This window comes from Streptomyces sp. NPDC047971 (assembly GCF_040653355.1).
GTDB lineage: Bacteria > Actinomycetota > Actinomycetes > Streptomycetales > Streptomycetaceae > Streptomyces.
The window spans coordinates 392,471-418,524 of sequence record NZ_JBEZNW010000001.1 but is presented as its reverse complement, the minus strand read 5'-3'; the positions used below and the strand labels follow the sequence as shown (position 1 = coordinate 418,524).

Genomic DNA, 26,054 nt, shown 5'->3' with positions numbered 1-26,054 from the left:
GCGCCCGGGGTCACAGACACAGCTTGGCCTCGTGCTCGGCGTGACCCACCGGCTCCAGCTGGAAGGTGCAGTGCTCCACGTCGAAGTGCGAGCCGAGGCAGCCCTGAAGGTCGTGCAGCATCTTCTCGTGGCCCACCGAGTCCAGCGCGCCCTGGTCCACCACCACGTGCGCGGAGAGCACCGGCATCCCCGAGGTGATCGTCCAGGCATGCAGATCGTGGACGTCCTCGACGCCCGGCAGCGCCAGGATGTGCGCGCGGACCTCCGCCATGTCGACGCCCTTGGGGGCGGACTCCAGAAGGACGTCGAGGGTCTCGCGCAGCAGCTTGACCGTGCGCGGCACGATCATCAGACCGATCAGGATCGAGGCGATCGGGTCGGCGTACTGCCAGCCGGTCGCGAGGATGATGCCCGCCGAGACGAGCACCGTCACCGATCCGAGGGCGTCGGCGAGCACCTCCAGATACGCGCCGCGCACGTTCAGGCTCTCCCGCTGGCCCCGGACGAGCAGCGAGAGCGAGATCATGTTGGCGACCAGGCCGATCAGCGCGAAGGCGATGGCCATGCCGCCCCTGGTCTCGGCCGGCTCGATGAACCGCTGGATCGCCTCGTAGAGCACATAACCGCCGACCCCGAGCAGCAGCAGACAGTTGGCCAGCGCCGCCAGGATCTCGGCCCGGGCGAAGCCGAAGGTGCGCCGCTCCGTCGGTGGCCGGTTGGCGAAGTGGATCGCGAGCAGCGCCATGGCCAGTCCGACCGCGTCCGTCGCCATGTGGGCGGCGTCGGCGATCAGCGCCAGTGAGTTCGAGGCGATGCCGCCGATGATCTCGATCACCATCACGGACAGTGTGATCGCCAGCGCGATCCGCAGCCGGCCCCGGTACGCCGCAGCCGCGGTCCCCGTGGGCGGCGGTCCGCCGTGGCTGTGCCCGTGGTCGTGTCCAGCCCCCATGACAAGGCCTCCCGGTCGTGTCGTCGTGTTGCCCCGAGTCGCAAGTGAACTACGGGTGGGGGGTATGTGCAACACGGTACTGAACACCGTTGTCATATCGTCTGACCTGCGGTTATGTGCGCAGCTCGGGGTGGGGTCGGACGGTCGCTCAGGGTGGTCGCGCAGCGTGGTTTGTGAGGCGGGGCGCCGATCGCCCATGATGATCTCCGCAGGACGGGGCGCTCTCGCGAGGATGCGAGGGGGCCCGGGGGAGTCCGCACCGCAAAGCCTCGATGAACTCCCGCTTTCGTTCATCCGATAGCCTCAGCCGACGTGCTGCCGCCCGATGCCGGGCCGTGCCGCTGTGCCCGGGGCCGTGTCATGGGCCCCGCCGGCCCGCCCGTCAGCTCCAAGGAGTGAGTTCGTCCTGTCGACCGCCATCCTCACCGGTCCGCCGGTACCCGGATCGTCGCTCGACGGCGATCTGCGGTCGCTGGGCTTCGACGTCAAGGTAGCGACCGACCCGCGCGACGCGGGCGCGCTGCTCGCCGCCGTGCCGGCCGGCGAGCGGGTCGCCGTCGTCGATCCCCGCTTCGTCGGGCACCTCCACGCGCTGCGGCTGGGTCTCACCGACCCCCGCTTCCCCGCCTCCGCCGTGCCCGGCGCGCTCACCGCGCAGAGCGAGGCCCGGGGGGCCCTCGCCCGCGCCCTCACCGACGTGTCCGCGCCGGTGCCGGGCGCCGACCACGGACCCGTCCTCGCCGAGGGCGAGGCGCTGCCCGACACCCTCGCCGCCGCGCTCGACGCCGGCGGCGTCGCCGTGCACCGCCCCGCGCTCGGCTCGCTCGTCGCCGCCGTACCGTCCGACGCGCAGGGCCGGCACGCGGCCCGCGACGCCGTCGCCGACGTCGACGAGGAGGCCGTCCGGCTCCGCTCCGCGGTGAAGGCCCACGACGGCTTCTTCACCACCTTCTTCATCAGCCCGTACTCGCGCTACATCGCCCGCTGGTGCGCGCGGCGCGGACTGACGCCCAACCAGGTCACCACCGCCTCGCTGCTCACGGCCCTGATCGCGGCCGGCTGCGCCGCCACCGGCGAGCGCGGCGGCTACATCGCCGCCGGCGTCCTGCTCCTGGTCTCCTTCGTCCTGGACTGCACCGACGGGCAGCTCGCCCGCTACTCCCTGCAGTACTCGACGATGGGCGCCTGGCTGGACGCCACCTTCGACCGCGCCAAGGAGTACGCCTTCTACGCGGGCCTCGCCCTCGGGGCCGCGCGCAACGGTGACGACGTGTGGGCGCTCGCGCTGGGCGCGATGGTCCTGATGACCTGCCGCCACGTCGTGGACTTCTCGTTCAACGAGGCGAACCACGACGCCACGGCCAACACGAGCCCCACCGCGGCCCTCTCCAGTCGCCTGGACAGCGTCGGCTGGACCGTCTGGGTCCGCCGGATGATCATCCTGCCGATCGGCGAGCGCTGGGCCATGATCGCGGTCCTGACCGCCGTCACCACCCCGCGGATCGTCTTCTGGGCCCTGATCATCGGCTGCGCGTTCGGCGCCTGCTACACCACCGCCGGCCGCGTGCTGCGGTCGCTGACCCGCAAGGCCAAGCGCACCGACCGGGCCGCCCAGGCCCTGGCCGACCTGGCCGACAGCGGCCCGATCGCGCAGTTCATCGCGGGTTCGCCGGGCGGCGGCCGGGGTCGCTGGACGGCCCCGCTGGCCGCGGCCGTCGGTGCGGCGATCCTGCTGGTGGAGGCGGCCGACAAGAGCGTCGGCAGTTACTGGGTCGTCCTGGCCGCCGTGGTCTACGTCGCGGCCGCGGGCATCGCCGTCGGGGGCCCCCTCAAGGGCCCCCTCGACTGGCTGCTCCCGCCGCTCTTCCGGGCCGCGGAGTACGGCACGATCCTGATCCTCGCCGCCCGCTCCGAGGTGAACGGGGCCTTGCCCGCGGCCTACGGACTGGTGGCGGCCGTCGCCTACCATCACTACGACACGGTGTACCGCATCCGCGGCGGCACCGGCGCGCCGCCCTCGTGGCTGGTGCGCGCGATCGGCGGTCACGAGGGCCGCACGTTGCTGGTGACCGTCCTCGCCGCCCTGCTGGCGAGCCGTGGCAACGACTTCACCCTGGCGCTCACCGCCCTGGCGGTCACCATCGCGCTCGTGGTGCTCGTGGAGTCCATCCGCTTCTGGGTGTCCTCCGGAGCACCCGCCGTACATGACGAAGGAGAAACAGCATGATTGGCCTCGTACTGGCAGCCGGTGCCGGAAGGCGTCTGCGCCCCTACACCGACACGCTTCCGAAGGCCCTCGTGCCTGTCGACGGTGACACCACCGTCCTGGACCTCACGCTGAAGAACTTCGCGGAGGTCGGCCTCACCGAGGTCGCCATCGTCGTCGGCTACCGCAAGGAGGCCGTGTACGCGCGCAAGGAGGCCCTGGAGGCCACGTACGGCCTGTCGATCACGCTGATCGACAACGACAAGGCCGAGGAGTGGAACAACGCCTACTCCCTGTGGTGCGCCCGTGAGGTCCTCAAGCGCGGTGTGATCCTCGCCAACGGCGACACCGTCCACCCGGTCTCCGTCGAGAAGACCCTGCTCGCCGCCCGCGGCGACGGCCAGAAGATCATCCTCGCCCTCGACACGGTCAAGAACCTGGCCGACGAGGAGATGAAGGTCATCACCGCCGAGGGCAAGGGCGTCCAGAAGATCACCAAGCTGATGGACCCGGCCGGCGCCACCGGCGAGTACATCGGTGTCACCCTCATCGAGCCCGAGGCCGCCGAGGCGCTCGCCGACGCGCTGAAGGCCACCTTCGAGCGCGACCCCGACCTCTACTACGAGGACGGCTACCAGAAGCTCGTCGACGACGGCTTCACGATCGACGTGGCTCCCATCGGCGACGTCAAGTGGGTCGAGATCGACAACCACGACGACCTCGCGAAGGGCCGTGAGATCGCGTGCCAGTACTGACCCGGCTGATTCCCTCGCCGGTCGTCGTCGACATCCGCCGGGGAGCGCTGGACGATCTCGCCGGCCTCCTGGCGGACCAGCGGATCTCCAGCAACGGCCGGATCGCCGTGGCGATCAGCGGCGGCTCGGGGCTCAAGCTGCGCGAGCAGTTCGCCCCCGAGCTGCCCGGCGCCGACTGGTACCCGGTCGAGGGCGGCACCATCGATGCCGCGGTCACGCTCGCCGACGCCATGCGCGGCAAGCGGTACGACGCGGTGGTGGCCCTCGGCGGCGGCAAGATCATCGATGTGACCAAGTACGCGGCGGCCCGGGTCGGCCTGCCGCTGGTCGCCATCGCCACGAACCTGTCGCACGACGGCATCTGCTCGCCGATCTCCACCCTGGACAACGACAACGGGCGCGGCTCCTACGGTGTGCCGACCCCGATCGCCCTCGTCATCGACCTCGATGTGATCCGGGACGCCCCGGTGCGCTTCGTCCGCTCCGGCATCGGCGACGCGATCTCCAACCTCTCCGCGATCGCGGACTGGGAGCTCTCGCACCGGGAGACCGGCGAGCCCGTCGACGGCCTGGCCGCGGCGATGGCCCGCAGCGCCGGCGAGGCGGTGCTCCGGCACCCCGGCGGCGTCGGTGACGACGACTTCCTCGTCACCCTCTCCGAGGGCCTGGTGATGTCCGGGATCGCCATGTCGATCAGCGGCGACAGCCGGCCCTCCTCGGGCGCCTGCCACGAGATCAGCCACGCCTTCGACCTGCTCTTCCCCGAGCGCGCCGCCAGCCACGGCGAGCAGTGCGGACTGGGCGCGGCCTTCGCGATGCACCTGCGCGGCGCCGCGGAGGGCTCGCTGGGCATGGTCGAGACGCTGCGCCGGCACGGCCTGCCCGTGACCCCTCAGGAGATGGGCTTCAGCGTGGACGAGTTCGTCCGCGCCGTGTCCTTCGCCCCGCAGACGCGTCCCGGCCGCTTCACCATCCTCGAACACCTCGAACTCTCCGACGACCAGATCAGGGACGCGTACGCGGACTATGCCAAAGCCATCGGTAGCTGAGCTTCGCCCGGTCGTGCACCCGGCGGGGGTGAAGGACCGCCGCAGCGGCGAGCACTGGGGCGGCCGCCTGTACATGCGCGAGATCTCGCTGCGCATCACCCGCCACCTGGTCACCACCAAGGTCACGCCGAACCAGCTGACCTACGTGATGACCCTCTGCGGCGTCCTCGCGGCCCCCGCGCTGCTCGTGCCGGGCATCTGGGGCGCCGTCCTCGGTGTCGTCGCCGTCCAGCTCTACCTGCTGCTCGACTGCGTCGACGGCGAGGTCGCCCGCTGGAAGAAGCAGTACTCGCTCTCCGGCGTCTACCTGGACCGCGTCGGCGCCTACCTGTGCGACGCCGCCGTCCTCGTCGGCCTCGGGCTGCGCGCGGCCGACCTCTGGGGCGGCGGCAGGATCGACTGGCTGTGGGCCTTCCTCGGCACCCTCGCCGCGCTCGGGGCCATCCTCATCAAGGCCGAGACCGACCTCGTCGGCGTCGCCCGCCACCAGGGCGGGATGCCTCCGGTGAAGGAGGCGGCGAGCGAGCCCCGGTCCTCCGGCATGGCCCTCGCCCGCCGGGCGGCCGCGGCGCTCAAGTTCCACCGCCTGGTCCTCGGCATCGAGGCGTCCCTGCTCATCCTGGTCCTCGCGCTGCTCGACGCGGCACGCGGCGACCTCTTCTACACCCGCCTCGGCGTCGCGGTCCTCGCGGCCATCGCGATGCTGCAGACGGTGCTCCACCTGGTGTCGATCCTGGCGTCGAGCCGGCTGAAGTGAGGACACGCGTGAGTACGCCGATGAAGCTGGGCGCCGTCATCATCACCATGGGCAACCGCCCCGACGACCTGCGCGCGCTCCTCGACTCGGTCGCCAAGCAGGAGGGCGACCCGGTCGAGGTCGTCGTCGTCGGCAACGGCGCCCCCGTGACGGGCGTGCCCGACGGCGTCCACACCATCGACCTGCCCGAGAACCTGGGCATCCCCGGCGGACGCAACGTCGGCATCGCGGCCTTCGGCCCCGGCGGCCCCTGCGGCCCCGTCGACGCGCTGCTCTTCCTGGACGACGACGGTCTGCTCGCCCACGAGGACACCGCCGAACTGGTCCGCCAGGCGTTCACCGCCGACCCCCGGCTGGGCATCATCAGCTTCCGGATCGCGGACCCCGAGACGGGCCTCACCCAGCGCCGGCACGTCCCGCGGCTGCGCGCGTCCGACCCGATGCGGTCCTCGCGCGTGACCACCTTCCTCGGCGGTGCCAACGCGGTCCGTACGAAGGTCCTCACCGAAGTCGGCGATCTGCCGGGCGAGTTCTTCTACGCCCACGAGGAGACCGATCTCGCATGGCGGGCGCTCGACGCCGAGTGGATGATCGACTACCGTTCCGACATGGTGCTGCTGCACCCCACCACACCGCCCTCCCGGCACGCGTCGTACCACTTCAACGTGGCCCGCAACCGGGTGTGGCTGGCTCGGCGCAATCTCCCCGCACCCCTCGTTCCGGTCTATCTCGGTGTCTGGCTGCTGCTGACTCTGGCGCGGCGCCCGTCCCTCCCCGCGCTCAAGGCGTGGGTCGGCGGATTCCGGGAAGGCTGGCGCGTTCCCTGCGGACCGCGACGGCCCATGAAATGGCGTACGGTGTGGCGGCTGACCCGACTGGGACGCCCGCCCGTCGTGTGACACCGTGGTACCCGACTTGCCGCGCTTCTGGATACGAAAGTTTCGACTTGTGAGTGACACAACCCACGACGGTGCGGTCGCGACGAGCGCCCCGCCCTCTGCCGACGACGGCCTGACCCCGGCCGAACTGGCGGCCAAGTACGGTCTCGCGGTCAGCGGCGCCCGGCCCGGCATCCTGGAGTACGTCCGTCAGCTGTGGGGGCGGCGCCACTTCATCCTGGCCTTCTCCCAGGCCAAGCTGACGGCGCAGTACAGCCAGGCGAAGCTCGGCCAGTTGTGGCAGGTGGCGACCCCGCTGCTCAACGCGATGGTCTACTACCTGATCTTCGGGCTGATCCTGGACGCCGGCCAGGGCATGACGACCTCGGTCTACATCCCCTTCCTGGTCACCGGGATCTTCGTGTTCACCTTCACGCAGAGCTCGGTCATGGCGGGCGTGCGGGCGATCTCGGGCAACCTCGGACTCGTCCGGGCCCTGCACTTCCCGCGGGCCACGCTGCCCATCTCCTTCGCGCTCCAGCAGCTCCAGCAGCTGCTCTTCTCCATGATCGTGCTGGCGGCCGTCGCGATCGCCTTCGGCAGCTACCCGTCGCTGAGCTGGCTCCTGCTGGTCCCGGCCCTGACGCTGCAGTTCGTGTTCAACGTCGGGCTCGCCATGATCATGGCCAGGATGGGCGCCAAGACGCCCGACCTGGCCCAGCTCATGCCGTTCATCATGCGCACCTGGATGTACGCCTCCGGCGTGATGTTCTCGATCCCGGTGATGCTCGCGGACAAGCCGGCCTGGATCGCCGACGTCCTCATGTACAACCCGGCGGCGATCTACATGGACCTCATCCGGTTCGCCCTGATCGACGGCTACGGCGCCGGCAACCTCCCGTCGCACGTCTGGATGGCCGCGCTGGGCTGGGCCCTGGCGCTGGGTCTCGGCGGCTTCGTCTACTTCTGGAAGGCCGAGGAGAGGTACGGCCGTGGCTGACATCGACCAGGGACGCGTTCCCACCGTCATCGCCGACGAGGTCCACATCGTCTACCGGGTGAACACCGGTGGCGGCGGCAAGGGGAGCGCCACGGCGGCGCTCAGCAGGATCCTCGGCCGCGGCAAGGCCGAGGTCTCCCGGGGTGTGCGCAAGGTGCACGCCGTACGAGGTGTCTCCTTCACCGCCTACCGCGGCGAGGCCATCGGCCTCATCGGCAGCAACGGCTCCGGCAAGTCCACCCTGCTGCGCGCCATCGCGGGCCTGCTCCCCACGGAGAGCGGCAAGGTCTACACCGACGGCCAGCCCTCGCTCCTCGGCGTCAACGCGGCGCTGATGAACGACCTCACCGGCGAGCGCAACGTGATACTCGGCGGCCTTGCCATGGGAATGAGCAAGGAAGAGATCCGCGAGCGCTACCAGGGGATCGTCGACTTCTCGGGCATCAACGAGAAGGGCGACTTCATCAGCCTCCCGATGCGCACGTACTCCTCCGGCATGGGTGCCCGGCTCCGGTTCGCCATCGCGGCGGCCAAGAACCACGACGTACTCATGATCGACGAGGCGCTCGCGACCGGTGACCGCCGCTTCCAGATCCGCTCCGAGGAGCGCATCCGTGAGCTCCGCAAGGAGGCCGGCACCGTCTTCCTGGTCAGTCACAGCAACAAGTCGATCAGGGACACCTGCGACCGGGTGCTGTGGCTGGAGAAGGGCGAGCTGCTGATGGACGGACCCACGGACGAGGTCATCAAGGCGTACGAGCGCGAGACCGGGAAGTAGTCCCGGCGGCGCGTCGCGGGGCCCCTGCCGCAACGGCGGGGGCCTTCGCGTGGTGCGCGGCGGGTCGTGCCCCCCCCGCCTGGAATGTTCATGCGGTCAACATCGGGCAGGATGAGCGCCATGGCAGCGATCTCGGGGGGAAAGTCCTACCACCACGGCGACCTGCGCAACGCGCTGATCTGCGCCGCCGTCGACCTGGCCACCGAAGGCGGACCCGACCGCGTCGTCCTGCGGGAGGCGGCGCGCCGGGTGGGCGTGTCGCCCACCGCCGCCTACCGGCACTTCGAGGGCCGAGGCGAGCTCCTCAGGGCCGTCAAGACCCACGCCCAGCGCGCGCTCGCGGAGTCCATGGAGCGCGCGGCCGCCCGGGCCCCCGGCGCCGACGACGCCACCGTCGCGGCGGAGCTGCGTCTCGCCGCACTGGGCCGGGGCTATGTGAGCTTCGCGCTCGACCAGCCCGGCCTCTACCGCGCCGCGTTCTGCACCCCTCGGCCGCCCTGCGGCGAGGAGTGGCTGCCCGCCGGCCGGACACCGGAGCCCGAGCCCGAGATCCGGGCGTTCACGCTGCTCACGGACGCCCTGCGGGCCCTCACCGGGGTCGGCCGCGTCCCGAAACAGGCACGACCCGCCGCCGAGGCCGCCGCGTGGTCGGCCGTGCACGGACTGTCACTCCTGCTGCTCGACGGCCCGCTGGGCAACCTCCCGGAGCGGCGCCGCGCGGACGTCGTGGAGTCCACCCTCGCCATGGTCGTCTCGGGCACCCGCGCGGAGTGACCGTCACCGATCAGTGAACTGCCGCGTCCCGCTGGAGGGTTGGCGCACCCGGTGATGTTTTCGCAAAGCGGCGCGCACCCCGACGAGGCGGTGGGCGTTGTACAACGTAAGCTGTACCGGTGCTGATTCGTGGCAAGTGGGGCGATACCCCCTAGGTGTCCCGGCCGTCGGGCGGCGACCCCTCTCGGGAGGCCCGGTGGCGTGTCCGAAATAGGATGGATTGGATCGGCAGTGTAGAACAGGAGATGTGACGGCCATGACGCAGAATCTCCAGCTCCACGAGGGTGTCGCCGTCCCCGCGTCGGGCAGCCCCCAGTGACGGGAACCCGGCAGGTGCGCCACGACGCCTCCTCACGCACCACACTCGACAAGGCCGCGGACGAGAACTTCCCCGTGGCCCCCTTCTTCCTGCCGCGCGCCTGGCGCGACGACCTCATGGCCGTCTACGGCTACGCCCGACTCGTCGACGACATCGGCGACGGCGACCTCGCGCCCGGCGGAGCCGACGCCCGCCACCTCGGCGTCTCCCCCGAGCGGGCCGGGGACCCGCCGGCGATGCTGGACGCCTTCGAGGCCGATCTGCTGCGGGTCTTCGACTCGGTCCCGCGCCACCCCCTGCTGCTGGCCCTCCAGCCGACCGTGCTCCGCCGCGGCCTCACCCCGGAGCCCTTCCTGGGCCTGATCCAGGCCAACCGCCAGGACCAGCTGGTGCGCCGCTACGAGACGTACGACGACCTCCTCGCGTACTGCGAGCTCTCGGCCAACCCCGTCGGCCGGCTCGTCCTCGGGATCACCGGCACCGCCACCCCCGAGCGGATCCGTCGCTCCGACGCCATCTGCACCGCGCTGCAGATCGTCGAGCACCTCCAGGACGTCGCCGAGGACCTGGGACGCGACCGGATCTACCTGCCCGCCGAGGACATGAAGACCTTCCACGTCACCGAGGCGGACCTCGCCAGGCCCACCGCCGGCGCGTCGGTCCGCGCGCTGATCGCCTTCGAGGCGCAGCGCGCCCGCGAGCTGCTGAACGACGGCATTCCGCTGGTGGCCAGCGTCCACGGCAGGCTGCGCCTGCTGCTCGCCGGCTTCACGGCCGGCGGACTCGCCGCGCTCGACGCGATCGCCGCCGCCGGAGGCGGTTACGACGTACTGCCGGAGCCGCCCAAGCCCACGAAGCCGAGTCTGATGCGTGAAGCGGGATCGATCCTGCTCAGAGCGCGGAGAGAGGGGTGAGCCGGACCGTGGAAGAACAGACGGAGACGTCGGCGCCGGTACAGGCCGCGTACAGCTACTGCGAGGCCGTCACCGGCCGGCAGGCCCGGAACTTCGCCTACGGCATCCGCCTGCTGCCGACGGAGAAGCGGCAGGCCATGTCGGCGCTCTACGCGTTCTCGCGACGCGTCGACGACATCGGCGACGGCACACTCGCCCCCGAGACGAAGCGGGACCGGCTCGAGTCCACCCGCGCGCTGCTGGAGCGGATCCGCAAGGACGAGGTCGACGAGGACGACACCGACCCCGTCGCCGTGGCCCTCGCCGACGCCTCCCGCCGCTTCCCCATCCCGCTGGGCGGCCTCGACGAGCTCATCGACGGCGTCCTGATGGACGTGCGCGGCGAGACCTACGAGACCTGGGACGACCTCAAGGTCTACTGCCGGTGCGTCGCCGGTGCCATCGGGCGGCTCTCCCTCGGCGTCTTCGGCACGCAACCGGGCGCGTACGGAGTGGAACGCGCCTCCGAGTACGCCGACACGCTCGGGCTCGCCCTGCAACTCACCAACATCCTCCGCGACGTCCGCGAGGACGCCGGGAACGGCCGCACGTACCTGCCCGCCGACGACCTGGCCAAGTTCGGCTGCGGTGACGGCTTCGCCGAGGAGACCCCGGCCGAAGGGGCCGACTTCACCGGCCTGGTGCACTTCGAGGTCCGGCGCGCCCGCGCCCTGTTCGCCGAGGGCTACCGGCTCCTGCCCATGCTCGACCGGCGCAGCGGCGCCTGCGTCGCCGCCATGGCCGGGATCTACCGTCGCCTCCTCGACCGGATCGAGCGCGACCCCGAGGCGGTGCTGCGCGGCCGCGTCTCGCTGCCCGGCCGAGAGAAGGCGTACGTCGCGGTGCGCGGCCTCTCCGGCCTGGACACCCGCCACATCTCCCGACGGACCATCAGGAGGCGCGCGTGATGCGGGCCGAGCCGGGGCACCGGTCAACCCGCCGCCGCGAGACGGCGTCCCTGAGGGCGACGGCCGGAAGGGGGAAGGCATGACCAGCGACCAGTCCGTGCCACGGGCACCGCGCGCGGTCGTGGTCGGCGGCGGCCTCGCCGGGATCACCGCCGCCCTCCAGCTCGCCGACGCCGGGCTGCGCGTGACGCTGCTCGAAGGCCGGCCGCGACTGGGCGGCCTCGCCTTCTCCTTCCGCCGCGGCGACCTCACCGTCGACAACGGTCAGCACGTCTATCTGCGCTGCTGCACGGCCTACCGCTGGTTCCTCGACCGCGTCGAGGGCGCCCACCTCGCGCCCCTGCAGGACCGACTGGACGTGCCCGTCCTCGACGTCGCCCACCCCCGTGGCCCCCGCCTCGGCCGGCTGCGCCGCACCGCCCTGCCCGTACCGCTGCACCTCGCCGCGAGCCTGGCGACCTATCCGCACCTCTCCCTCGCCGAGCGGGCGAGCGTCGGACGCGCCGCGCTCGCGCTGAAGGGCCTCGACCCCGCGGACCCGGCCCTCGACGGCATCGACTTCGCCACCTGGCTCGGCCGCCACGGCCAGTCCCGGCGCGCCGTCGAGGCCCTGTGGGACCTGGTCGGCGTCGCCACCCTCAACGCCACGGCACCCGACGCCTCCATGGGCCTGGCCGCGATGGTCTTCAAGACCGGCCTGCTCTCCGAGCCGGGCGCCGCCGACATCGGCTGGGCCCACGTGCCCCTCGGCGAGCTCCACGACACCCTGGCCCGCAAGGCCCTCGACTCCCTCGGCGTACGCACCGAACTGCGGACCAAGGCCGAACGGATCACCCGCGGCGACGACGGCCGGTGGAGCGTCGAGGTGCCGGGGGAGTCCATCGAGGCGGACACCGTCGTGATCGCCGTGCCGCAGCGCGAGACCCGCGAGCTGCTGCCCGAGGGCGCCCTCGACGACCCCGACCGGCTCCTCGACATCGGCACGGCACCCATCCTCAACGTGCACGTCGTCTACGACCGCAAGGTGCTCAGGCAGCCGTTCTTCACCGCGCTCGGCTCTCCCGTGCAGTGGGTCTTCGACCGCACCGACTCGTCCGGCCTGAAGGGCGGGGGACAGTACCTGGCGGTCTCCCAGTCCGCCGCGCAGAGCGAGATCGACGAGCCGGTCTCGGTGCTCCGGGAGCGCTACCTCCCCGAGCTGGAGCGACTGCTGCCCGCCGCCCGCACCGCCGGGGTCAGGGACTTCTTCGTCACCCGGGAGCGGACGGCGACGTTCGCCCCCACCCCGGGCGTCGGCCGGCTCCGTCCGGCCGCCCGCACCCACGCCCCCGGCCTCTACCTGGCCGGCGCGTGGACCGCCACCGGCTGGCCCGCGACCATGGAGGGCGCCGTTCGCAGCGGCTTCAGCGCCGCGGGCGCCGCGCTCTCCGCCCTCGGCCGCCGCCATGAACATCCGCTGCAGGAGGCGGTATGAGTGTGAGTACTGGAACAAGAGGAGAGACCGTGCCGACTGTGCCCCCGGTGAATCCGGCCGTCGACACCGCGGACGTGACCGCTCTGCTGGAGCGTGGGCGGACCCTGGCCACCCCCGTCCTGCGGGCGGCCGTCGACCGGCTCGCACCGCCCATGGACACCGTGGCCGCCTACCACTTCGGCTGGATCGACGCGCAGGGCAACCCCACCGAGGGGGACAGCGGCAAGGCCGTCCGCCCCGCGCTCGCCCTGCTGTCCGCCGAGGCGGCCGGCGTCGCTCCCGAGGTCGGCGTCCCCGGCGCCGTCGCCGTGGAGCTCGTCCACAACTTCTCGCTGCTGCACGACGACCTGATGGACGGCGACGAGCAGCGGCGGCACCGCGACACCGTCTGGAAGGTGCACGGCCCCGCGCAGGCGATCCTCGTCGGCGACGCCCTCTTCGCCCTCGCCAACGAGCTGCTGCTCGAACTCGGGACCGTCGAGGCCGGCCGCGCCACCCGCCGGCTGACCACCGCCAGCCGCAAGCTCATCGACGGGCAGGCCCAGGACATCTCCTACGAGCACCGCGACCGGGTCACCGTCGAGGAGTGCCTGGAGATGGAGGGCAACAAGACCGGCGCCCTGCTCGCCTGCGCCGTCTCCATCGGCGCGGTCCTCGGCGGGGCCGACGACCGCACGGCGGACAAGCTGGAGGAGTACGGCTACCACCTCGGCCTCGCCTTCCAGGCCGTCGACGACCTGCTCGGCATCTGGGGCGACCCCGAGGCGACCGGCAAGCAGACCTGGAGCGACCTGCGCCAGCGCAAGAAGTCCCTGCCCGTCGTCGCCGCCCTCGCGGCCGGCGGACCGGCCTCCGAGCGGCTCGGCGAGCTGCTCGCCGCCGATGCCAAGAGCACCGACTTCGACTCGTTCTCGGAGGAGGAGTTCGCCACCCGCGCGGCGCTGATCGAGGAGGCCGGTGGCCGCAAGTGGACCTCCGAGGAGGCCCGCCGCCAGCACACCATCGCCATCCAGGCCCTCCACGAGGTCGACATGCCCGAGCGCGTCAGGGCGCAGCTCACCGCGCTCGCCGACTTCGTGGTCGTACGGAAGAGATGATCACCATCACCCTGATATGAGTGCGCAGTCGCCGGCCGGTGCCACCGGGCATCGGCCGACGGCAGACCCGAGAAAGCAGAAGTATTCGACTGCACGAAGGGGAAGCCATGACAGCGACGACCGACGGAAGCGCCGGGGCCATGGGCCCCAGGGCAGCCGCGGCCAGCGACACCACCGACACCGCGCTCGCGATCGGCCTCGAGGAGGCCGCCAAACGGGCGGCGGAACGATCCGTCGAGCATCTGCTCGGCCGCCAGGACGCCGCGGGCTGGTGGAAGGGCGACCTGGAGACCAACGTCACCATGGACGCCGAAGACCTCCTGCTGCGCCAGTTCCTCGGCATCCGGGACGCCGGGACCACGAGCGCGGCCGCCCTGTTCATCCGGGGCGAGCAGCGCGAGGACGGCACCTGGGCGACCTTCTACGGCGGGCCGGGTGAACTCTCCGCCACCATCGAGGCGTACGTGGCGCTGCGCCTCGCCGGGGACCTGCCCGAGGACCCGCACATGGCCCGCGCCTCCGCCTGGATCCGGGATCAGGGCGGGATCGCCGCCGCCCGCGTCTTCACCCGGATCTGGCTCGCCCTCTTCGGCTGGTGGAAGTGGGACGACCTGCCCGAGCTGCCACCCGAGCTGATCTTCCTGCCGAAGTGGTTCCCCCTCAACATCTACGACTTCGGCTGCTGGGCCCGGCAGACCATCGTGCCGCTCACCGTCGTCTCGGCGAAGCGGCCCGTACGGCCCGCGCCCTTCCCGCTGGACGAGCTGCACGCCGATCCGGCCCGGCCCGGTCCGGCGAAGCCGTCCGCGCCCATGGCCAGTTGGGACGGCGTCTTCCAGCGGATCGACAAGGCGCTGCACGTCTACCACAAGGTGGCCCCGCGCCGACTGCGCAAGGTGGCCATGAACGTCGCCGCCCGCTGGATCGTCGAACGCCAGGAGAACGACGGCTGCTGGGGCGGCATCCAGCCCCCGGCCGTGTACTCGGTCATCGCCCTGCACCTCCTCGGCTACGACCTGGAGCACCCCGTCATGCGGGCCGGGCTGGAGTCCCTCGACCGCTTCGCCGTCTGGCGCGAGGACGGCGCGCGCATGATCGAAGCCTGTCAGTCGCCCGTCTGGGACACGTGCCTGGCCACCATCGCCCTCGCCGACGCGGGGCTGCCGGCCGACCATCCGGCGCTGGTGAAGGCCGCCGACTGGATGCTGGGGGAGGAGATCGTCAAGCCGGGCGACTGGGCCGTGCGAAGGCCCGGGCTGCCGCCGGGCGGATGGGCCTTCGAGTTCCACAACGACAACTACCCCGACATCGACGACACCGCCGAGGTCATCCTCGCCCTGCGCCGGGTGAAGCACCCCGACCCCGCGGGGGTCGAGGCGGCGATCGCCCGCGGCGCCCGCTGGACCGTCGGGATGCAGTCGAAGAACGGAGCCTGGGCGGCCTTCGACGCGGACAACACCAGCCCCTTCCCCAACCGGCTGCCGTTCTGCGACTTCGGCGAGGTCATCGATCCGCCGTCGGCCGACGTCACCGCCCATGTCGTGGAGATGCTGGCCCACGAGGGCTGGGCCCAGCACCCGCGTACGCGCAGGGGAGTCGAGTGGCTGCTCGCCGAACAGGAGCCCAACGGAGCCTGGTTCGGCCGCTGGGGGGTCAACTACGTGTACGGGACGGGCTCGGTCGTCCCCGCGCTCACCGCGGCCGGACTGCCCCGCTCCCACCCGGCGATCCGCCGCGCCGTCGCCTGGCTGGAGTCCGTGCAGAACGAGGACGGCGGCTGGGGCGAGGACCTGCGCTCGTACAAGGAACAGCCCCGGGTCGTACAGGGCGCCTCGACCGCCTCGCAGACCGCCTGGGCGTTGCTCGCCCTGCTCGCCGCCGGCGGCCGCGAGTCGAAGGCGGTCGAGCGCGGCATCGCCTGGCTCGCCGGGACCCAGCGCACGGACGGGTCCTGGGACGAGCCGTACTTCACCGGCACCGGTTTCCCCTGGGACTTCTCCATCAACTACCACCTCTACCGGCAGGTGTTCCCGCTCACGGCGCTCGGGCGCTATGTGAACGGCGAACCCTCCCTGTCCCGGGAGGGGTGATGGCCGAGCAGCCGGGGCCGTCCGGCGGCTCGCCGCCGCTGCTGATCGCGTGCGCGCTCGGCATCGAGCAGCTCGCCCTGCGCAGCGGTGACCGGGACGGCGCGCCCGGCCCCTTCACGGTGGTGCGCACGGGCATGGGACCCGACCGTGCCCGGCGCGCGGTCTCCCGGGCGCTCGGCCGGGAGCCCTGGCGGGACGCCGTCGTCATCGCCTCGGGCTTCTGCGCCGGACTCGCCCCCGGGATGCACCCCGGGGACCTGATCGTGGCCGACGAGACCCGAGGGGCCGCCGCCACCACCCCCTGCACCGGTACGGAACTGCTGGTCAAGGCCCTGACCCGGGCCCTGCCCGGCAGCACCGTCCACACCGGCCCGCTGACCGGCTCCGGTCACATCGTCCGCGGCCACGAGCGGGCCGAGCTGAGGGCCACCGGAGCCATCGCGGTGGACATGGAGTCCGCCGCCACGCTCGGTGCCGCGCTGGCCGCCGGACCCCGCCCGGTTGCGGCCGTACGGGTGGTCGTGGACGCTCCAGAACATGAACTGGTCCGGATCGGCACGGTACGCGGTGGAATATCGGCTTTCCGTGTTCTTCGTGCCGTCCTTCCCGCATTCTTCGAATGGCACCGTTCTTTGCTGCTCCCCAGGAGGTGAGCGAGTTATGGCCATGCCGCTCCGTCAGTCCATCCGGGTCGGGACCTATCTCTTCGAACAGAAGCTCCGCAAGCGGGACAAGTTCCCTCTCATCGTCGAGCTGGAGCCGCTGTTCGCCTGCAACCTCAAGTGCGAGGGCTGCGGAAAGATCCAGCACCCGGCCGGTGTGCTCAAGCAGCGGATGCCGGTCGCCCAGGCCGTCGGCGCGGTCCTGGAGTCCGGGGCGCCGATGGTGTCCATCGCGGGCGGCGAGCCCTTGATGCACCCTCAGATCGACGAGATCGTGCGCCAGTTGGTGCAGAAGAAGAAGTACGTCTTCCTGTGCACCAACGCGATGCTGATGCGCAAGAAGCTGGAGAACTTCACCCCCTCGCCGTACTTCGCCTTCGCCGTGCACATCGACGGGCTGCGCGAGCGGCACGACGAGTCCGTCGCCAAGGAAGGTGTCTTCGACGAGGCCGTGGCGGCGATCAAGGAGGCCAAGCGGCGCGGCTTCCGGGTCACCACCAACTCGACCTTCTTCAACACCGACACCCCGCAGACCGTCATCGAGGTGCTGAACTACCTCAACGACGACCTCCAGGTCGACGAGATGATGATCTCGCCCGCCTACGCCTACGAGAAGGCCCCCGACCAGGAGCACTTCCTCGGCGTCGAGCAGACCCGGGAGCTGTTCAGGAAGGCCTTCGCCGGCGGCAACCGCAGCCGCTGGCGGCTGAACCACTCGCCGCTCTTCCTGGACTTCCTGGAGGGCAAGGCCGACTTCCCCTGCACCGCGTGGGCGATCCCCAACTACTCCCTCTTCGGATGGCAGCGCCCCTGCTACCTGATGAGCGACGGCTACGTCCCCACGTACCGGGAGCTGATCGAGGAGACCGACTGGGACAAGTACGGCCGGGGCAAGGACCCGCGCTGCGCCAACTGCATGGCGCACTGCGGCTACGAGCCGACCGCCGTCCTCGCCACCATGGGCTCGCTCAAGGAGTCCCTGCGGGCTGCCCGCGAGACCGTCTCCGGCAACCGAGGGTGAGAACAGGCGCCCGGGGAGCCCGCTCCAGGACTCCCCGGGCGCTCGCAGGACGCCGGGTCGACAGGTCGAAGGGGGCCGAGCATGACGATTCTGGAGAACATCCGGGGGCCGCGGGACCTCCGGCCGCTCGGCGAGGCCGAGCTCGAAGAGCTGGCCGAGGAGATCAGACGTTTCCTGATCGACGCCGTGGCCAGGACCGGCGGCCACCTCGGCCCCAACCTCGGCGTCGTGGAGCTCACGCTCGCCCTCCACCGGGTCTTCGACTCGCCGGCCGACCGCATCCTGTGGGACACCGGCCACCAGACCTACGTCCACAAACTGATCACCGGCCGCCAGGACTTCTCCAAGCTGCGCGGCAAGGGCGGGCTCTCCGGCTACCCCTCGCGGGAGGAGTCGGTCCACGACGTCATCGAGAACTCGCACGCCTCGACCGTCCTCGGCTGGGCCGACGGCCTGGCCAAGGCCGACGCGCTCGTCGGCCGGCCCGACCACGTCGTCGCCGTCATCGGCGACGGCGCCCTCACCGGCGGGATGGCCTGGGAGGCGCTCAACAACATCGCCGCCGCCAAGGACCGACCCCTGATCATCGTCGTCAACGACAACGAGCGCTCCTACGCGCCCACGATCGGCGGCCTCGCCCACCATCTGGCGGCCCTGCGGACCACCGACGACTACGAGCGCTTCCTCGCCTGGGGCAAGGACGTCCTCCAGCACACCCCCGTCATCGGGCAGCCGCTGTACGGCTCGCTGCACGGCGCCAAGAAGGGGTTCAAGGACACCTTCGCGCCGCAGGGCATGTTCGAGGACCTCGGTCTGAAGTACGTCGGCCCCGTCGACGGCCACGACATCGGAGCCGTGGAGTCCGCGCTGCGCCGCGCCCAGCGGTTCCACGGGCCGGTGCTCGTCCACTGCCTCACCGAGAAGGGACGCGGCTACGGCCCGGCGCTGCGGGACGAGGCCGACCGCTTCCACGCCGTCGGCGCCATGAACCCGCTCACCTGCGAGCCCCTCATCCCGCCCGCGGGCCCGTCCTGGACCTCCGTCTTCGGTGACGCGATCGTCGAGATCGGGGCCGAGCGGCCGGACGTGGTCGCGGTCACCGCCGCCATGCTGCACCCCGTGGGCCTGACGGCGTTCGCGGAGCGGTTCCCCGACCGGGTGTGGGACGTCGGCATCGCCGAGCAGCACGCCGTCGTCTCGGCCGCGGGCCTCGCCGCGGGCGGCCTCCACCCGGTCGTCGCGGTCTACGCGACCTTCCTCAACCGCGCCTTCGACCAGCTGCTCATGGACGTCGCCCTGCACCGGTGCGGAGTCACCTTCGTCCTGGACCGGGCAGGCGTCACGGGCACCGACGGCGCCTCCCACAACGGCATGTGGGACCTGTCGCTGCTGCAGGTCGTGCCGGGGCTGCGGATCGCCGCACCGCGTGACGCCGAGCAGCTGCGCGCCCAGCTGCGCGAGGCCGTCGAGGTCGACGACGCCCCGACCGTCCTGCGGTTCCCGAAGGAGACCGTGGGCGCTCCGGTGCCGGCCGTCGGGCGGATCGGCGGCATGGACGTCCTCCTCGCCCCGCGACCGGAGCCCGCCCTGCCGGATTCCGCCGCCCGGCCGGACGCGGAGGTCCTGCTGGTCGCCGTCGGCGTGATGGCGGAGGTGTGCCTCCAGGCCGCCGAGCTGCTGGCCGGGCGCGGTGTCCGGTGCTCCGTCGTCGACCCGCGCTGGGTCAAGCCCGTCGACGAGGCCCTCGCCCCGCTGGCCGAGCGGCACCGCCTGGTCGCGGTCGTCGAGGACAGCAGCCGTACGGGCGGTGTGGGCGCGGCGGTCGGCCAGGCCCTGCGCGACGCGGGTGTCGACGTGCCCCTGCGCACCTACGGGATCCCGGAGCAGTTCCTCGCGCACGCCAAGCGTGGCGAGGTGCTGGCGGACCTCGGTCTCACCCCGGTGGAGATCGCCGGTGACATCAGCGCGGCACTGACCCGGAAGAAGGGGCGATGACCAAGGAGTTCGACCTCATGGCGCTGCTCGCCGAACGCGGCGCGGAGCGCTACGAGCTGCACACCCGGTACCTCAACCACCAGCTCCCGCGGATGCTGCACACCATCGGCTTCGACAAGGTCTACGTGCGGGCCGAGGGCGCCCACTTCTGGGACGCCGACGGCGGCGACCACCTCGACATGCTCGCCGGCTTCGGCGTCATGGGTCTCGGCCGGCACCACCCCGTCGTCCGCCGGGCCCTCCACGACGTCTTGGACGCCTCCCTCGCCGACCTCACCCGCTTCGACTGCCAGCCCCTGCCCGGACTGCTCGCCGAGAGGCTGCTCGCCCACAGTCCGCACCTCGACCGGGTCTTCTTCGGCAACAGCGGCACGGAAGCGGTCGAGACCGCGTTGAAGTTCGCCCGGTACGCGACCGGGAAGCCCAGGGTCCTCTACTGCTCCCACGCCTTCCACGGCCTGACCACCGGTTCCCTCTCGGTCAACGGCGAGGAGGGCTTCCGGAACGGCTTCGCCCCGCTGCTGCCCGACACGGCGATCGAGCTCGGGGACCTGGAGGCGCTGGAGCGGGAGCTGCGCAAGGGGGACGTGGCCGCCTTCGTGGTCGAGCCGATCCAGGGGAAGGGGGTGCACGAGGCGCCCCCCGGCTTCCTGCGCGCCGCCCAGGAGCTGCTGCACGCACGCGGCGCGCTGCTGATCGCCGACGAGGTCCAGACGGGCCTCGGCAGGACCGGGGACTTCTACGCGTACCAGCACGAGGAAGGTGTCGAACCGGACCTGGTCTGCGTCGCCAAGGCGCTCTCCGGCGGCTATGTGCCGGTCGGCGCGACACTGGGCAAGGACTGGATCTTCAAGAAGGTCTACTCCTCGATGGACCGTGTGCTCGTCCACTCGGCCAGCTTCGGTTCGAACGCGCAGGCCATGGCCGCCGGGCTCGCCGTGCTCTCGGTCATGGAGAGCGAGGGGACGGTGGCCCACGCGCGCCGGATGGGCGAGCTGCTGTCCTCGCGCCTGAGGGAGCTCGTCCCGCGCTACGAGCTGTTGAAGGAGATCCGGGGGCGGGGGCTGATGATCGGGATCGAGTTCGGGCGGCCGTCCTCGCTCGGGCTGCGCAGCCGGTGGACGATGCTGCAGGCGGCACGCAAGGGGCTCTTCGCCCAGATGGTCGTCGTCCCGCTGCTCCAGCGGCACCGGATCCTCACGCAGGTGTCGGGGGACCACCTGGAGGTGATCAAACTGATCCCGCCGCTGGTCATCGACGAGGCGGACGTCGACCGCTTCGTCACCGCGTTCACGGCCGTGATGGACGACGCCCACGGGGGTGGCGGCCTGATGTGGGACTTCGGGAAGACGCTGGTCAAGCAGGCGGTGGCACAGCGCTGACGGTGAGCCGCTCCGGACTTTTGCCTCTGGGGCAAGAAATTTGCCTCAGGGGAAAGTTCCTGGCGGAATGGAGGCATGGAGCACATTCCGGGGGAGCCGTCCCCCGACTCTGCCGCGTCGGGCGCGCCCGACGTCCTGCCGGACGTCGCGCCCCAGCTGCGAGCCCTCCGTCGGCGCCGCGGGCTGACCCTGGAGGCCGCCGCCCAGCGGGCCGCACTCTCCCCGGCCCATCTCTCCCGGCTGGAGACGGGCCGCCGACAGCCCTCGCTGCCCATGCTGCTCGCTCTGGCCCGTATCTACGGTACGACGGTCGCCGAGCTCCTGGGCGAGACTCCGCCCGAGCGTGATCCGGTCGTCCGGGCGGGCCGGTCCGAGCCGGTCGAGGCCGACGGCTGGATCTACCGCCAGGCCGGCGGGCCCGGCCGTGCCATGCAGGCGCTCCGGGTCCATGTGCCGTACGCCACCCGGACCGACATCGTGCGCGTCCATCCCGGAGAGGAGTGGCTCCATGTCCTCGACGGGCAGGTGCGCCTCGCGCTCGGCGACACCGTGCACGTCCTGGACCCCGGAGACAGCGCGCACTTCGACTCGCTCACCCCGCACCGCATCGGCGCCTCCGGCCGCGGCGGTGCCGAGCTGCTCTTCGTCCACACGCTGATGCAGAGCCCCGCCGCCGAGCTGTGTCTCGGCGGCGGAACGCCGCATCCGAGCTGAGCCCTTCGAAAGAGGCAGATATGTCCGAGAAGTCCGCACCTGTCACCGGTGAAGAACGCGGCGAGGGGAAGTTCCCCAAGGGGCTGGTGCTCCGGCTCTTCGCCTATCTCGTGGCGGGGCACCTCTTCGCCGCGTTCCTCTATCTGCTCTTCACGCTCGGCGGGCAGAACCAGTAGGGGGCGGGGTCACGCCTCGACGACGAGCCGCTCGCGCAGGCGCGCCCGGGTCTCGGGGGCGAGTCCGAGGCCGTCCGTGAGGTAGCTCTCGACCGTGCCCCAGGTCTGCTCGATCGTCTCGAACGCGGCCCGCAGGTACTCGACGCGTGCGTCGAAGAGCGGGCTGAGCAGCTCCATCACCTCGGGCGACATGGCGTCCGCGGCGGTGGAGCTGCGGCGCACCTTGTAGCGACGGTGCGGGTCGTTCGACTTCACGTAGTCGGCCTCGATCGCCTCGCGCTCGACGCCCACCGCGAGCAGCGAGATGGCGATCGAGAGGCCCGCGCGGTCCTTGCCGGCCGCGCAGTGCATCAGCGCCGGAACGCTGTCCTCGGCCATCGCATGCAGGATGCGGCTGTGCTCCGCGGTCCGCTCGACAATCATCTTCCGGTACGAATCGGACATTCGGGCGGCCGCCTTGCCGTCGCCCAGGATGGCGCGGAGCTGCTCCAGCTCGCCTGTGCTGACCAGCTTCCAGAACTCCTTGCCGTCGGCCGGGTCGTTGAGCGGTATGTTCACATTTCGCACACCCGGGAGCTCGACGTCCGCGCCCTCGACCTTCCGGTCCGCCTGGTTGCGGAAGTCGAAGATCGTGTGCAGCCCGAGGGTGGAGAGGAAGGTCGCGTCCTCCTCGGTGGCATGCGCGAGGTGTCCGCTGCGGAAGAGGCGTCCGAATCGCACCGACCCGCCGCTCACGGTCGGCAGGCCGCCCACGTCCCGGAAGTTGCGCACCCCGGCGAGCTCGGGTTCGGTCGACGGGACCTGGGGCAGCTGCTGCGTCACGAGTGCTCCTGAAGGTTGGCTGATCGGGATCTGTTCCTGGGGCAATCATCCCGGGTGGGTGCGGCCGCGCACACCCCCGGGGCATGGGAATGGGTATTCTGTCCGAATTGGGGCCTTAGGTATAACGCGCCCTGGTAATAGGGGAGATGGGTTTCGGTGCGTGAGCAGCGTCATAAAGGTGACGGACCGTGCCTGATCGTTCCGGGCAATCTCCGTACCGGAAAAGGGAATCGAGGTTCCACCCTCCACGGAGGGTGACCGGAATTCGGCGCGAATGTCCCGGCCCCGAATGCGGGAGAAAAACGGTGGCTTGTTCGCGCCGACCCCGCTCGTCTACGGTCACGCTCAATCCGGTCGGACCGCCGAATCCTGCCACCGCCCGGATTCCGCACCCATCCACGTACGGCAGGAGCGGGGGACCCAGGTAAGTACGCCGAACCGGTCGAATCCGGACGGCTCGGGGTTAAGTCGCGTGAGAACGCGGCCGGACATCTCCAGTCCGAACCCGACAGCTCACCTCGCAGGCGACGGAGAGGAATTCGCCATGCCCGCAAAGGGTAAGCATCGCCGTCCCAAGGTCAACCCGATCACGCGCGGATTCGTCGCCGCCGGCACCGGTGGCGCCGTCGTCGCCCTTCCGCTCCTCGGAGCGACCGGGGCCCACGCCGCCGACAAGGGCGCCCCGACCGTGACGCCCGAGCAGGCCGTCGCCGCCGTCGCCGCCGCTCCCGCGAAGGCGCCGGCCGCCGACAAGGCCGCCAAGCCGAAGACGTACTCCGTCGTGCGTGGCGACTACCTGTCGAAGATCGCCGCCGAGCACCACCTGGCGGGCGGCTGGAAGAAGCTCTACGAGGACAACCGTCAGGTCGTCGGCGGGAACCCCTCGCTGATCCTGCCCGGCATGAAGCTCACCCTCGGCGCCAAGTCGACGGCCAAGGCCCCCGCGCCCAAGGCCGCCCCGAAGGCGGAGAAGTCCTCGGGCGAGCGCGCCTCGCGCAGCGCCGACCGCGGCACGGCCGAGCCCACCCAGGCCCCGGCGTCCACCCCGGCGGAGTCCGCCCCCGCCAAGGCCGCGTCCTCCGGCTGGGTCGCCCCGGTCAGCGGCGGCATCTCCACCCCGTACCGCGCCTCCGGCGCCATGTGGTCCTCCGGCTACCACACCGGTGTCGACTTCATCGCTTCCTCCGGCACCTCGGTCAAGGCCGTCGGCGCGGGCACCGTCTACTCCGCCGGCAACAGCGGCTCGTACGGCAACGAGGTCGTCATCCAGCACGCCGACGGCACCTTCTCGCAGTACGCCCACCTCTCCTCCCTGGGCGTCTCCGCCGGCCAGACCGTCACCGGCGGCCAGGAGATCGGCCTCTCCGGCTCGACCGGCAACTCCACCGGTCCGCACCTGCACTTCGAGATCCGCACCGGACCGAGCTACGGCTCGGACATCGACCCGCTGGCCTACCTGCGCTCGCACGGCGTCACCCTCTGACGTACCCCCAGCACCCGATCGGGCCCGGCACCTGTGCCGGGCCCTTTCGCGTTCCGGTGTATTCCGGCTTGGCGGAATCTTGACCGGTGGCGTATCTCACCCGGCGTCAACCCCTCCTTACGGTCGCGTAGGTCACACCCATAAGGGAAAGATGAGGTCCCGTGGGAGACGATTCGAGATCAAGAGACATGAACGCATTCGGGTCGTACGCGGCGATCGGCGACAGCTTCACCGAGGGCGTCGGAGACCCCGGACCCGAGGGGACGTACGTCGGCTGGGCGGACCGTTTCGCGGTCCTGCTCGCCGACCAGCTGCCGGAGCACGACGCGTTCCGCTACGCCAACCTGGCCGTGCGCGGCCGCCTCCTCGACCAGATCGTGGAGGAGCAGGTCCCCAGGGCGAAGGAGCTCGCCCCCGACCTGGTGAGCTTCTGCGCGGGGGGCAACGACATCATCCGTCCGGGCACCGACCCGGACGACGTCGCCGAGCGCTTCGAGCGCGCCGTCGCCGATCTGACGTCGGCCGTCGGCACCGTCATGGTGACCACCGGCTTCGACACCCGCGACGTGCCCGTGCTGCGCCATCTGCGGGGCAAGATCGCCACCTACACGGCCCATGTCCGGGCCGTCGCCGACCGCTACGGCTGCCCGGTCCTGGACCTGTGGTCGCTCAAGTCGGTTCAGGACAGGCGGGCTTGGGACGACGACCGGCTGCACCTCTCGCCCGAGGGGCACACCCGGGTCGCGCTGCGCGCCGCCCAGGTCCTCGGCCTCGACGTGCCCGCCGACCCGGACCAGCCGTGGCCGCCGCTGCCGCCGCGCGGCACGCTGGAGGTGCGCCGGGACGACATCAACTGGGCCAGGGAGTACCTCGTGCCGTGGATCGGCAGGCGGCTGCGGGGCGAGAGCTCGGGGGACTACGTGGAGGCCAAGCGCCCGGACCTCATGCCTCTCTGAGCGGGGCGGGGATCCGTTCCAGGACGCCGCCGGCGAACACGTCGTACAGCGGCAGCGTCTCCAGATGGACGTAGCCGATGTGGCAGTCGCAGACGGCGAGGGGGCAGGCGCGGGGCCGCAGGGCCGCGCGGTACGAACCGTCGTAGAGGTTGCCGAGCTCGGCCTTCACGAAGTGGCAGCGGCGCACCGTCCCGTCACCGTCCACCGAGATCACCGACTCGCCGGTCCGGCAGGGGAGACCGGCCGAGGGGTGCGGACGGCGGCTGTACGGGAAGAGGGGGTCGAGGACGGTCCAGTCCCCGGCCTCCTCGTCGGTGTACGTACGGCCCTCGGCGGCGTTCACCCAGAGGTAGACCTCGGACGGGAGCGCGTCCCGCAGCCGTCGGGCGTGCTCCAGGTGCTCGGGCAGGCCGACGATCCCGACGCTGAAACGCGTTCCCCGGCGGGCCAGTTCGTGGCACTTCGCGAGGAAGCGGTCGTACGGCGTCTGTCCCGGGTGGTACGTGCACCAGAGCGCGAGGGTCTCGGGGTCGGCCCCCGCCACCCAGTCCGTGCGGCAGCTCAGGTTCGTCTGGATCGCCACCCGCTCGATGTGCGGCAGGTGCGACAGCTCGGTGAGCGCGCGCCGGTACCAGGAGCGGACCAGGCCCTCGCCCCACGGGGTGAAGAGGATCCTCAGCCGGTCGCCGCTCCGCGCGGCCGCCCAGGCGGAGAAGCGCTCCAGCGCGGCGCGGTCGGCGCGCAGCTGCTCCCGGCTGTCGCGGCGCTTGGCGAAGGGGCAGTAGGGGCAGTCGTAGTCGCACGAGGCGAGCGGGCCCCGGTAGAGGATCGTCAGGTCCATGCCGTCCCCCTG

24 protein-coding genes and 1 riboswitch are annotated in these 26,054 nt (G+C 71.5%); of the genes, 21 read left to right on the top strand and 3 right to left on the bottom strand.

The genetic code is table 11. From position 1 onward, the window contains the following. Positions 1-10 precede the first annotated feature (10 nt). Positions 11-952 (bottom strand): cation diffusion facilitator family transporter, encoded by a 942-nt coding sequence (locus AB0D99_RS01800; protein ID WP_362355710.1) that lies wholly within the window; start codon positions 950-952, stop codon positions 11-13. 406 nt (positions 953-1,358) lie between these two features. On the opposite strand from AB0D99_RS01800, the gene AB0D99_RS01795 reads away from it, so the two are divergent. From AB0D99_RS01795 to AB0D99_RS01705, 19 genes are all read left to right on the top strand, one after another. Further along, complete coding sequence (locus AB0D99_RS01795) at positions 1,359-3,179, top strand: DUF5941 domain-containing protein (RefSeq protein WP_362356039.1); 1,821 nt, start codon at positions 1,359-1,361, stop codon at positions 3,177-3,179. Continuing rightward, positions 3,176-3,913, top strand: coding sequence for a phosphocholine cytidylyltransferase family protein (locus AB0D99_RS01790; RefSeq protein WP_362355708.1), 738 nt, complete (start codon positions 3,176-3,178; stop codon positions 3,911-3,913). The genes AB0D99_RS01795 and AB0D99_RS01790 overlap by 4 nt, the downstream gene beginning before the upstream one ends. After that, positions 3,901-4,962: an iron-containing alcohol dehydrogenase family protein gene (locus tag AB0D99_RS01785; RefSeq protein ID WP_362355706.1), complete on the top strand. Its 1,062-nt coding sequence runs from the start codon at positions 3,901-3,903 to the stop codon at positions 4,960-4,962. The genes AB0D99_RS01790 and AB0D99_RS01785 overlap by 13 nt, the downstream gene beginning before the upstream one ends. Continuing rightward, positions 4,940-5,719, top strand: coding sequence for a CDP-alcohol phosphatidyltransferase family protein (locus AB0D99_RS01780; protein WP_362355704.1), 780 nt, complete (start codon positions 4,940-4,942; stop codon positions 5,717-5,719). Before AB0D99_RS01785 ends, AB0D99_RS01780 begins: the two co-directional genes overlap by 23 nt. A 20-nt stretch (positions 5,720-5,739) precedes the next feature. Further along, a complete protein-coding gene (locus AB0D99_RS01775) occupies positions 5,740-6,618 on the top strand; it encodes a glycosyltransferase (protein ID WP_362356037.1) in 879 nt (292 codons plus the stop codon). Positions 6,619-6,667: 49 nt separating this feature from the next. After that, positions 6,668-7,597, top strand: a complete 930-nt coding sequence (locus AB0D99_RS01770) for an ABC transporter permease (protein WP_362355702.1) — start codon at positions 6,668-6,670, stop codon at positions 7,595-7,597. After that, complete coding sequence (locus tag AB0D99_RS01765) at positions 7,590-8,375, top strand: ABC transporter ATP-binding protein (protein ID WP_362355700.1); 786 nt, start codon at positions 7,590-7,592, stop codon at positions 8,373-8,375. The genes AB0D99_RS01770 and AB0D99_RS01765 overlap by 8 nt, the downstream gene beginning before the upstream one ends. Before the next feature lie 120 nt (positions 8,376-8,495). After that, positions 8,496-9,149 (top strand): TetR/AcrR family transcriptional regulator, encoded by a 654-nt coding sequence (locus tag AB0D99_RS01760; protein WP_362355698.1) that lies wholly within the window; start codon positions 8,496-8,498, stop codon positions 9,147-9,149. A 315-nt stretch (positions 9,150-9,464) separates the two neighbouring features. Continuing rightward, complete coding sequence (hpnC, locus tag AB0D99_RS01755) at positions 9,465-10,382, top strand: squalene synthase HpnC (protein WP_362355696.1); 918 nt, start codon at positions 9,465-9,467, stop codon at positions 10,380-10,382. Further along, on the top strand, positions 10,379-11,329 hold the full coding sequence (gene hpnD, locus AB0D99_RS01750; protein ID WP_362355693.1) for a presqualene diphosphate synthase HpnD: 951 nt from the start codon (positions 10,379-10,381) through the stop codon (positions 11,327-11,329). The genes hpnC and hpnD overlap by 4 nt, the downstream gene beginning before the upstream one ends. Before the next feature lie 79 nt (positions 11,330-11,408). Further along, entirely contained in the window at positions 11,409-12,803 is a 1,395-nt protein-coding gene (hpnE, locus tag AB0D99_RS01745) for a hydroxysqualene dehydroxylase HpnE (protein ID WP_362355691.1), read from the top strand. Next, positions 12,800-13,900 carry a polyprenyl synthetase family protein gene (locus AB0D99_RS01740; protein ID WP_362355689.1) on the top strand — a complete coding sequence of 367 codons (1,101 nt, stop codon included), beginning with the start codon at positions 12,800-12,802 and terminating at the stop codon, positions 13,898-13,900. The genes hpnE and AB0D99_RS01740 overlap by 4 nt, the downstream gene beginning before the upstream one ends. 107 nt (positions 13,901-14,007) lie before the next feature. After that, positions 14,008-15,990: a squalene--hopene cyclase gene (shc, locus tag AB0D99_RS01735; RefSeq protein WP_362355687.1), complete on the top strand. Its 1,983-nt coding sequence runs from the start codon at positions 14,008-14,010 to the stop codon at positions 15,988-15,990. After that, positions 15,990-16,643, top strand: a complete 654-nt coding sequence (locus AB0D99_RS01730; RefSeq protein ID WP_362355685.1) for a 1-hydroxy-2-methyl-2-butenyl 4-diphosphate reductase — start codon at positions 15,990-15,992, stop codon at positions 16,641-16,643. Before shc ends, AB0D99_RS01730 begins: the two co-directional genes overlap by 1 nt. Before the next feature lie 7 nt (positions 16,644-16,650). After that, positions 16,651-17,673 carry an adenosyl-hopene transferase HpnH gene (hpnH, locus tag AB0D99_RS01725; RefSeq protein WP_362355683.1) on the top strand — a complete coding sequence of 341 codons (1,023 nt, stop codon included), beginning with the start codon at positions 16,651-16,653 and terminating at the stop codon, positions 17,671-17,673. 81 nt (positions 17,674-17,754) lie between these two features. Beyond that, on the top strand, positions 17,755-19,668 hold the full coding sequence (dxs, locus tag AB0D99_RS01720) for a 1-deoxy-D-xylulose-5-phosphate synthase (RefSeq protein ID WP_362355681.1): 1,914 nt from the start codon (positions 17,755-17,757) through the stop codon (positions 19,666-19,668). Further along, positions 19,665-21,050 (top strand): aspartate aminotransferase family protein, encoded by a 1,386-nt coding sequence (locus AB0D99_RS01715; protein WP_362355679.1) that lies wholly within the window; start codon positions 19,665-19,667, stop codon positions 21,048-21,050. Before dxs ends, AB0D99_RS01715 begins: the two co-directional genes overlap by 4 nt. A 75-nt stretch (positions 21,051-21,125) precedes the next feature. Next, positions 21,126-21,764 (top strand): XRE family transcriptional regulator, encoded by a 639-nt coding sequence (locus AB0D99_RS01710; RefSeq protein ID WP_362355677.1) that lies wholly within the window; start codon positions 21,126-21,128, stop codon positions 21,762-21,764. Between the two features lie 20 nt (positions 21,765-21,784). Then, the gene (locus AB0D99_RS01705; protein WP_362355675.1) at positions 21,785-21,940 is read left to right on the top strand and encodes a DUF6126 family protein; all 156 of its coding nucleotides are present in this window, start codon (positions 21,785-21,787) and stop codon (positions 21,938-21,940) included. Positions 21,941-21,949: 9 nt separating this feature from the next. On the opposite strand, the gene AB0D99_RS01700 is transcribed toward AB0D99_RS01705, so the two are convergent. Next, complete coding sequence (locus AB0D99_RS01700; protein ID WP_362355673.1) at positions 21,950-22,762, bottom strand: tyrosine-protein phosphatase; 813 nt, start codon at positions 22,760-22,762, stop codon at positions 21,950-21,952. Positions 22,763-23,112: 350 nt separating this feature from the next. Next, positions 23,113-23,302, top strand: a riboswitch (cyclic di-AMP (ydaO/yuaA leader). A 4-nt stretch (positions 23,303-23,306) separates the two neighbouring features. Between AB0D99_RS01700 and AB0D99_RS01695 the strand changes: the two genes are divergently transcribed. Then, complete coding sequence (locus AB0D99_RS01695) at positions 23,307-24,245, top strand: LysM peptidoglycan-binding domain-containing M23 family metallopeptidase (protein WP_362355671.1); 939 nt, start codon at positions 23,307-23,309, stop codon at positions 24,243-24,245. Positions 24,246-24,433: 188 nt separating this feature from the next. Further along, positions 24,434-25,201 carry an SGNH/GDSL hydrolase family protein gene (locus tag AB0D99_RS01690; RefSeq protein ID WP_362355669.1) on the top strand — a complete coding sequence of 256 codons (768 nt, stop codon included), beginning with the start codon at positions 24,434-24,436 and terminating at the stop codon, positions 25,199-25,201. Here AB0D99_RS01690 and AB0D99_RS01685 read toward each other — a convergent pair. Next, a complete protein-coding gene (locus AB0D99_RS01685; RefSeq protein ID WP_362355667.1) occupies positions 25,188-26,042 on the bottom strand; it encodes an STM4011 family radical SAM protein in 855 nt (284 codons plus the stop codon). The genes AB0D99_RS01690 and AB0D99_RS01685 overlap by 14 nt on opposite strands. Between the last annotated feature and the right edge of the window lie 12 nt (positions 26,043-26,054).

Excerpts from the sequence above, each read along its gene's own strand:
- dxs (WP_362355681.1), top strand. The coding sequence starts at position 17,755 with ATGACGATTCTGGAGAACATCCGGGGGCCGCGGGACCTCCGGCCGCTC.
- AB0D99_RS01790 (WP_362355708.1), top strand. The coding sequence starts at position 3,176 with ATGATTGGCCTCGTACTGGCAGCCGGTGCCGGAAGGCGTCTGCGCCCC.
- AB0D99_RS01740 (WP_362355689.1), top strand. The coding sequence starts at position 12,800 with ATGAGTGTGAGTACTGGAACAAGAGGAGAGACCGTGCCGACTGTGCCC.
- AB0D99_RS01690 (WP_362355669.1), top strand. The coding sequence starts at position 24,434 with ATGAACGCATTCGGGTCGTACGCGGCGATCGGCGACAGCTTCACCGAG.
- AB0D99_RS01780 (WP_362355704.1), top strand. The coding sequence starts at position 4,940 with ATGCCAAAGCCATCGGTAGCTGAGCTTCGCCCGGTCGTGCACCCGGCG.
- AB0D99_RS01685 (WP_362355667.1), bottom strand. The coding sequence starts at position 26,042 with ATGGACCTGACGATCCTCTACCGGGGCCCGCTCGCCTCGTGCGACTAC.
- AB0D99_RS01695 (WP_362355671.1), top strand. The coding sequence starts at position 23,307 with ATGCCCGCAAAGGGTAAGCATCGCCGTCCCAAGGTCAACCCGATCACG.
- shc (WP_362355687.1), top strand. The coding sequence starts at position 14,008 with ATGACAGCGACGACCGACGGAAGCGCCGGGGCCATGGGCCCCAGGGCA.
- hpnE (WP_362355691.1), top strand. The coding sequence starts at position 11,409 with ATGACCAGCGACCAGTCCGTGCCACGGGCACCGCGCGCGGTCGTGGTC.
- AB0D99_RS01715 (WP_362355679.1), top strand. The coding sequence starts at position 19,665 with ATGACCAAGGAGTTCGACCTCATGGCGCTGCTCGCCGAACGCGGCGCG.
- AB0D99_RS01710 (WP_362355677.1), top strand. The coding sequence starts at position 21,126 with ATGGAGCACATTCCGGGGGAGCCGTCCCCCGACTCTGCCGCGTCGGGC.
- AB0D99_RS01800 (WP_362355710.1), bottom strand. The coding sequence starts at position 952 with ATGGGGGCTGGACACGACCACGGGCACAGCCACGGCGGACCGCCGCCC.
- AB0D99_RS01705 (WP_362355675.1), top strand. The coding sequence starts at position 21,785 with ATGTCCGAGAAGTCCGCACCTGTCACCGGTGAAGAACGCGGCGAGGGG.
- AB0D99_RS01730 (WP_362355685.1), top strand. The coding sequence starts at position 15,990 with ATGGCCGAGCAGCCGGGGCCGTCCGGCGGCTCGCCGCCGCTGCTGATC.
- hpnH (WP_362355683.1), top strand. The coding sequence starts at position 16,651 with ATGGCCATGCCGCTCCGTCAGTCCATCCGGGTCGGGACCTATCTCTTC.
- AB0D99_RS01775 (WP_362356037.1), top strand. The coding sequence starts at position 5,740 with ATGAAGCTGGGCGCCGTCATCATCACCATGGGCAACCGCCCCGACGAC.
- AB0D99_RS01760 (WP_362355698.1), top strand. The coding sequence starts at position 8,496 with ATGGCAGCGATCTCGGGGGGAAAGTCCTACCACCACGGCGACCTGCGC.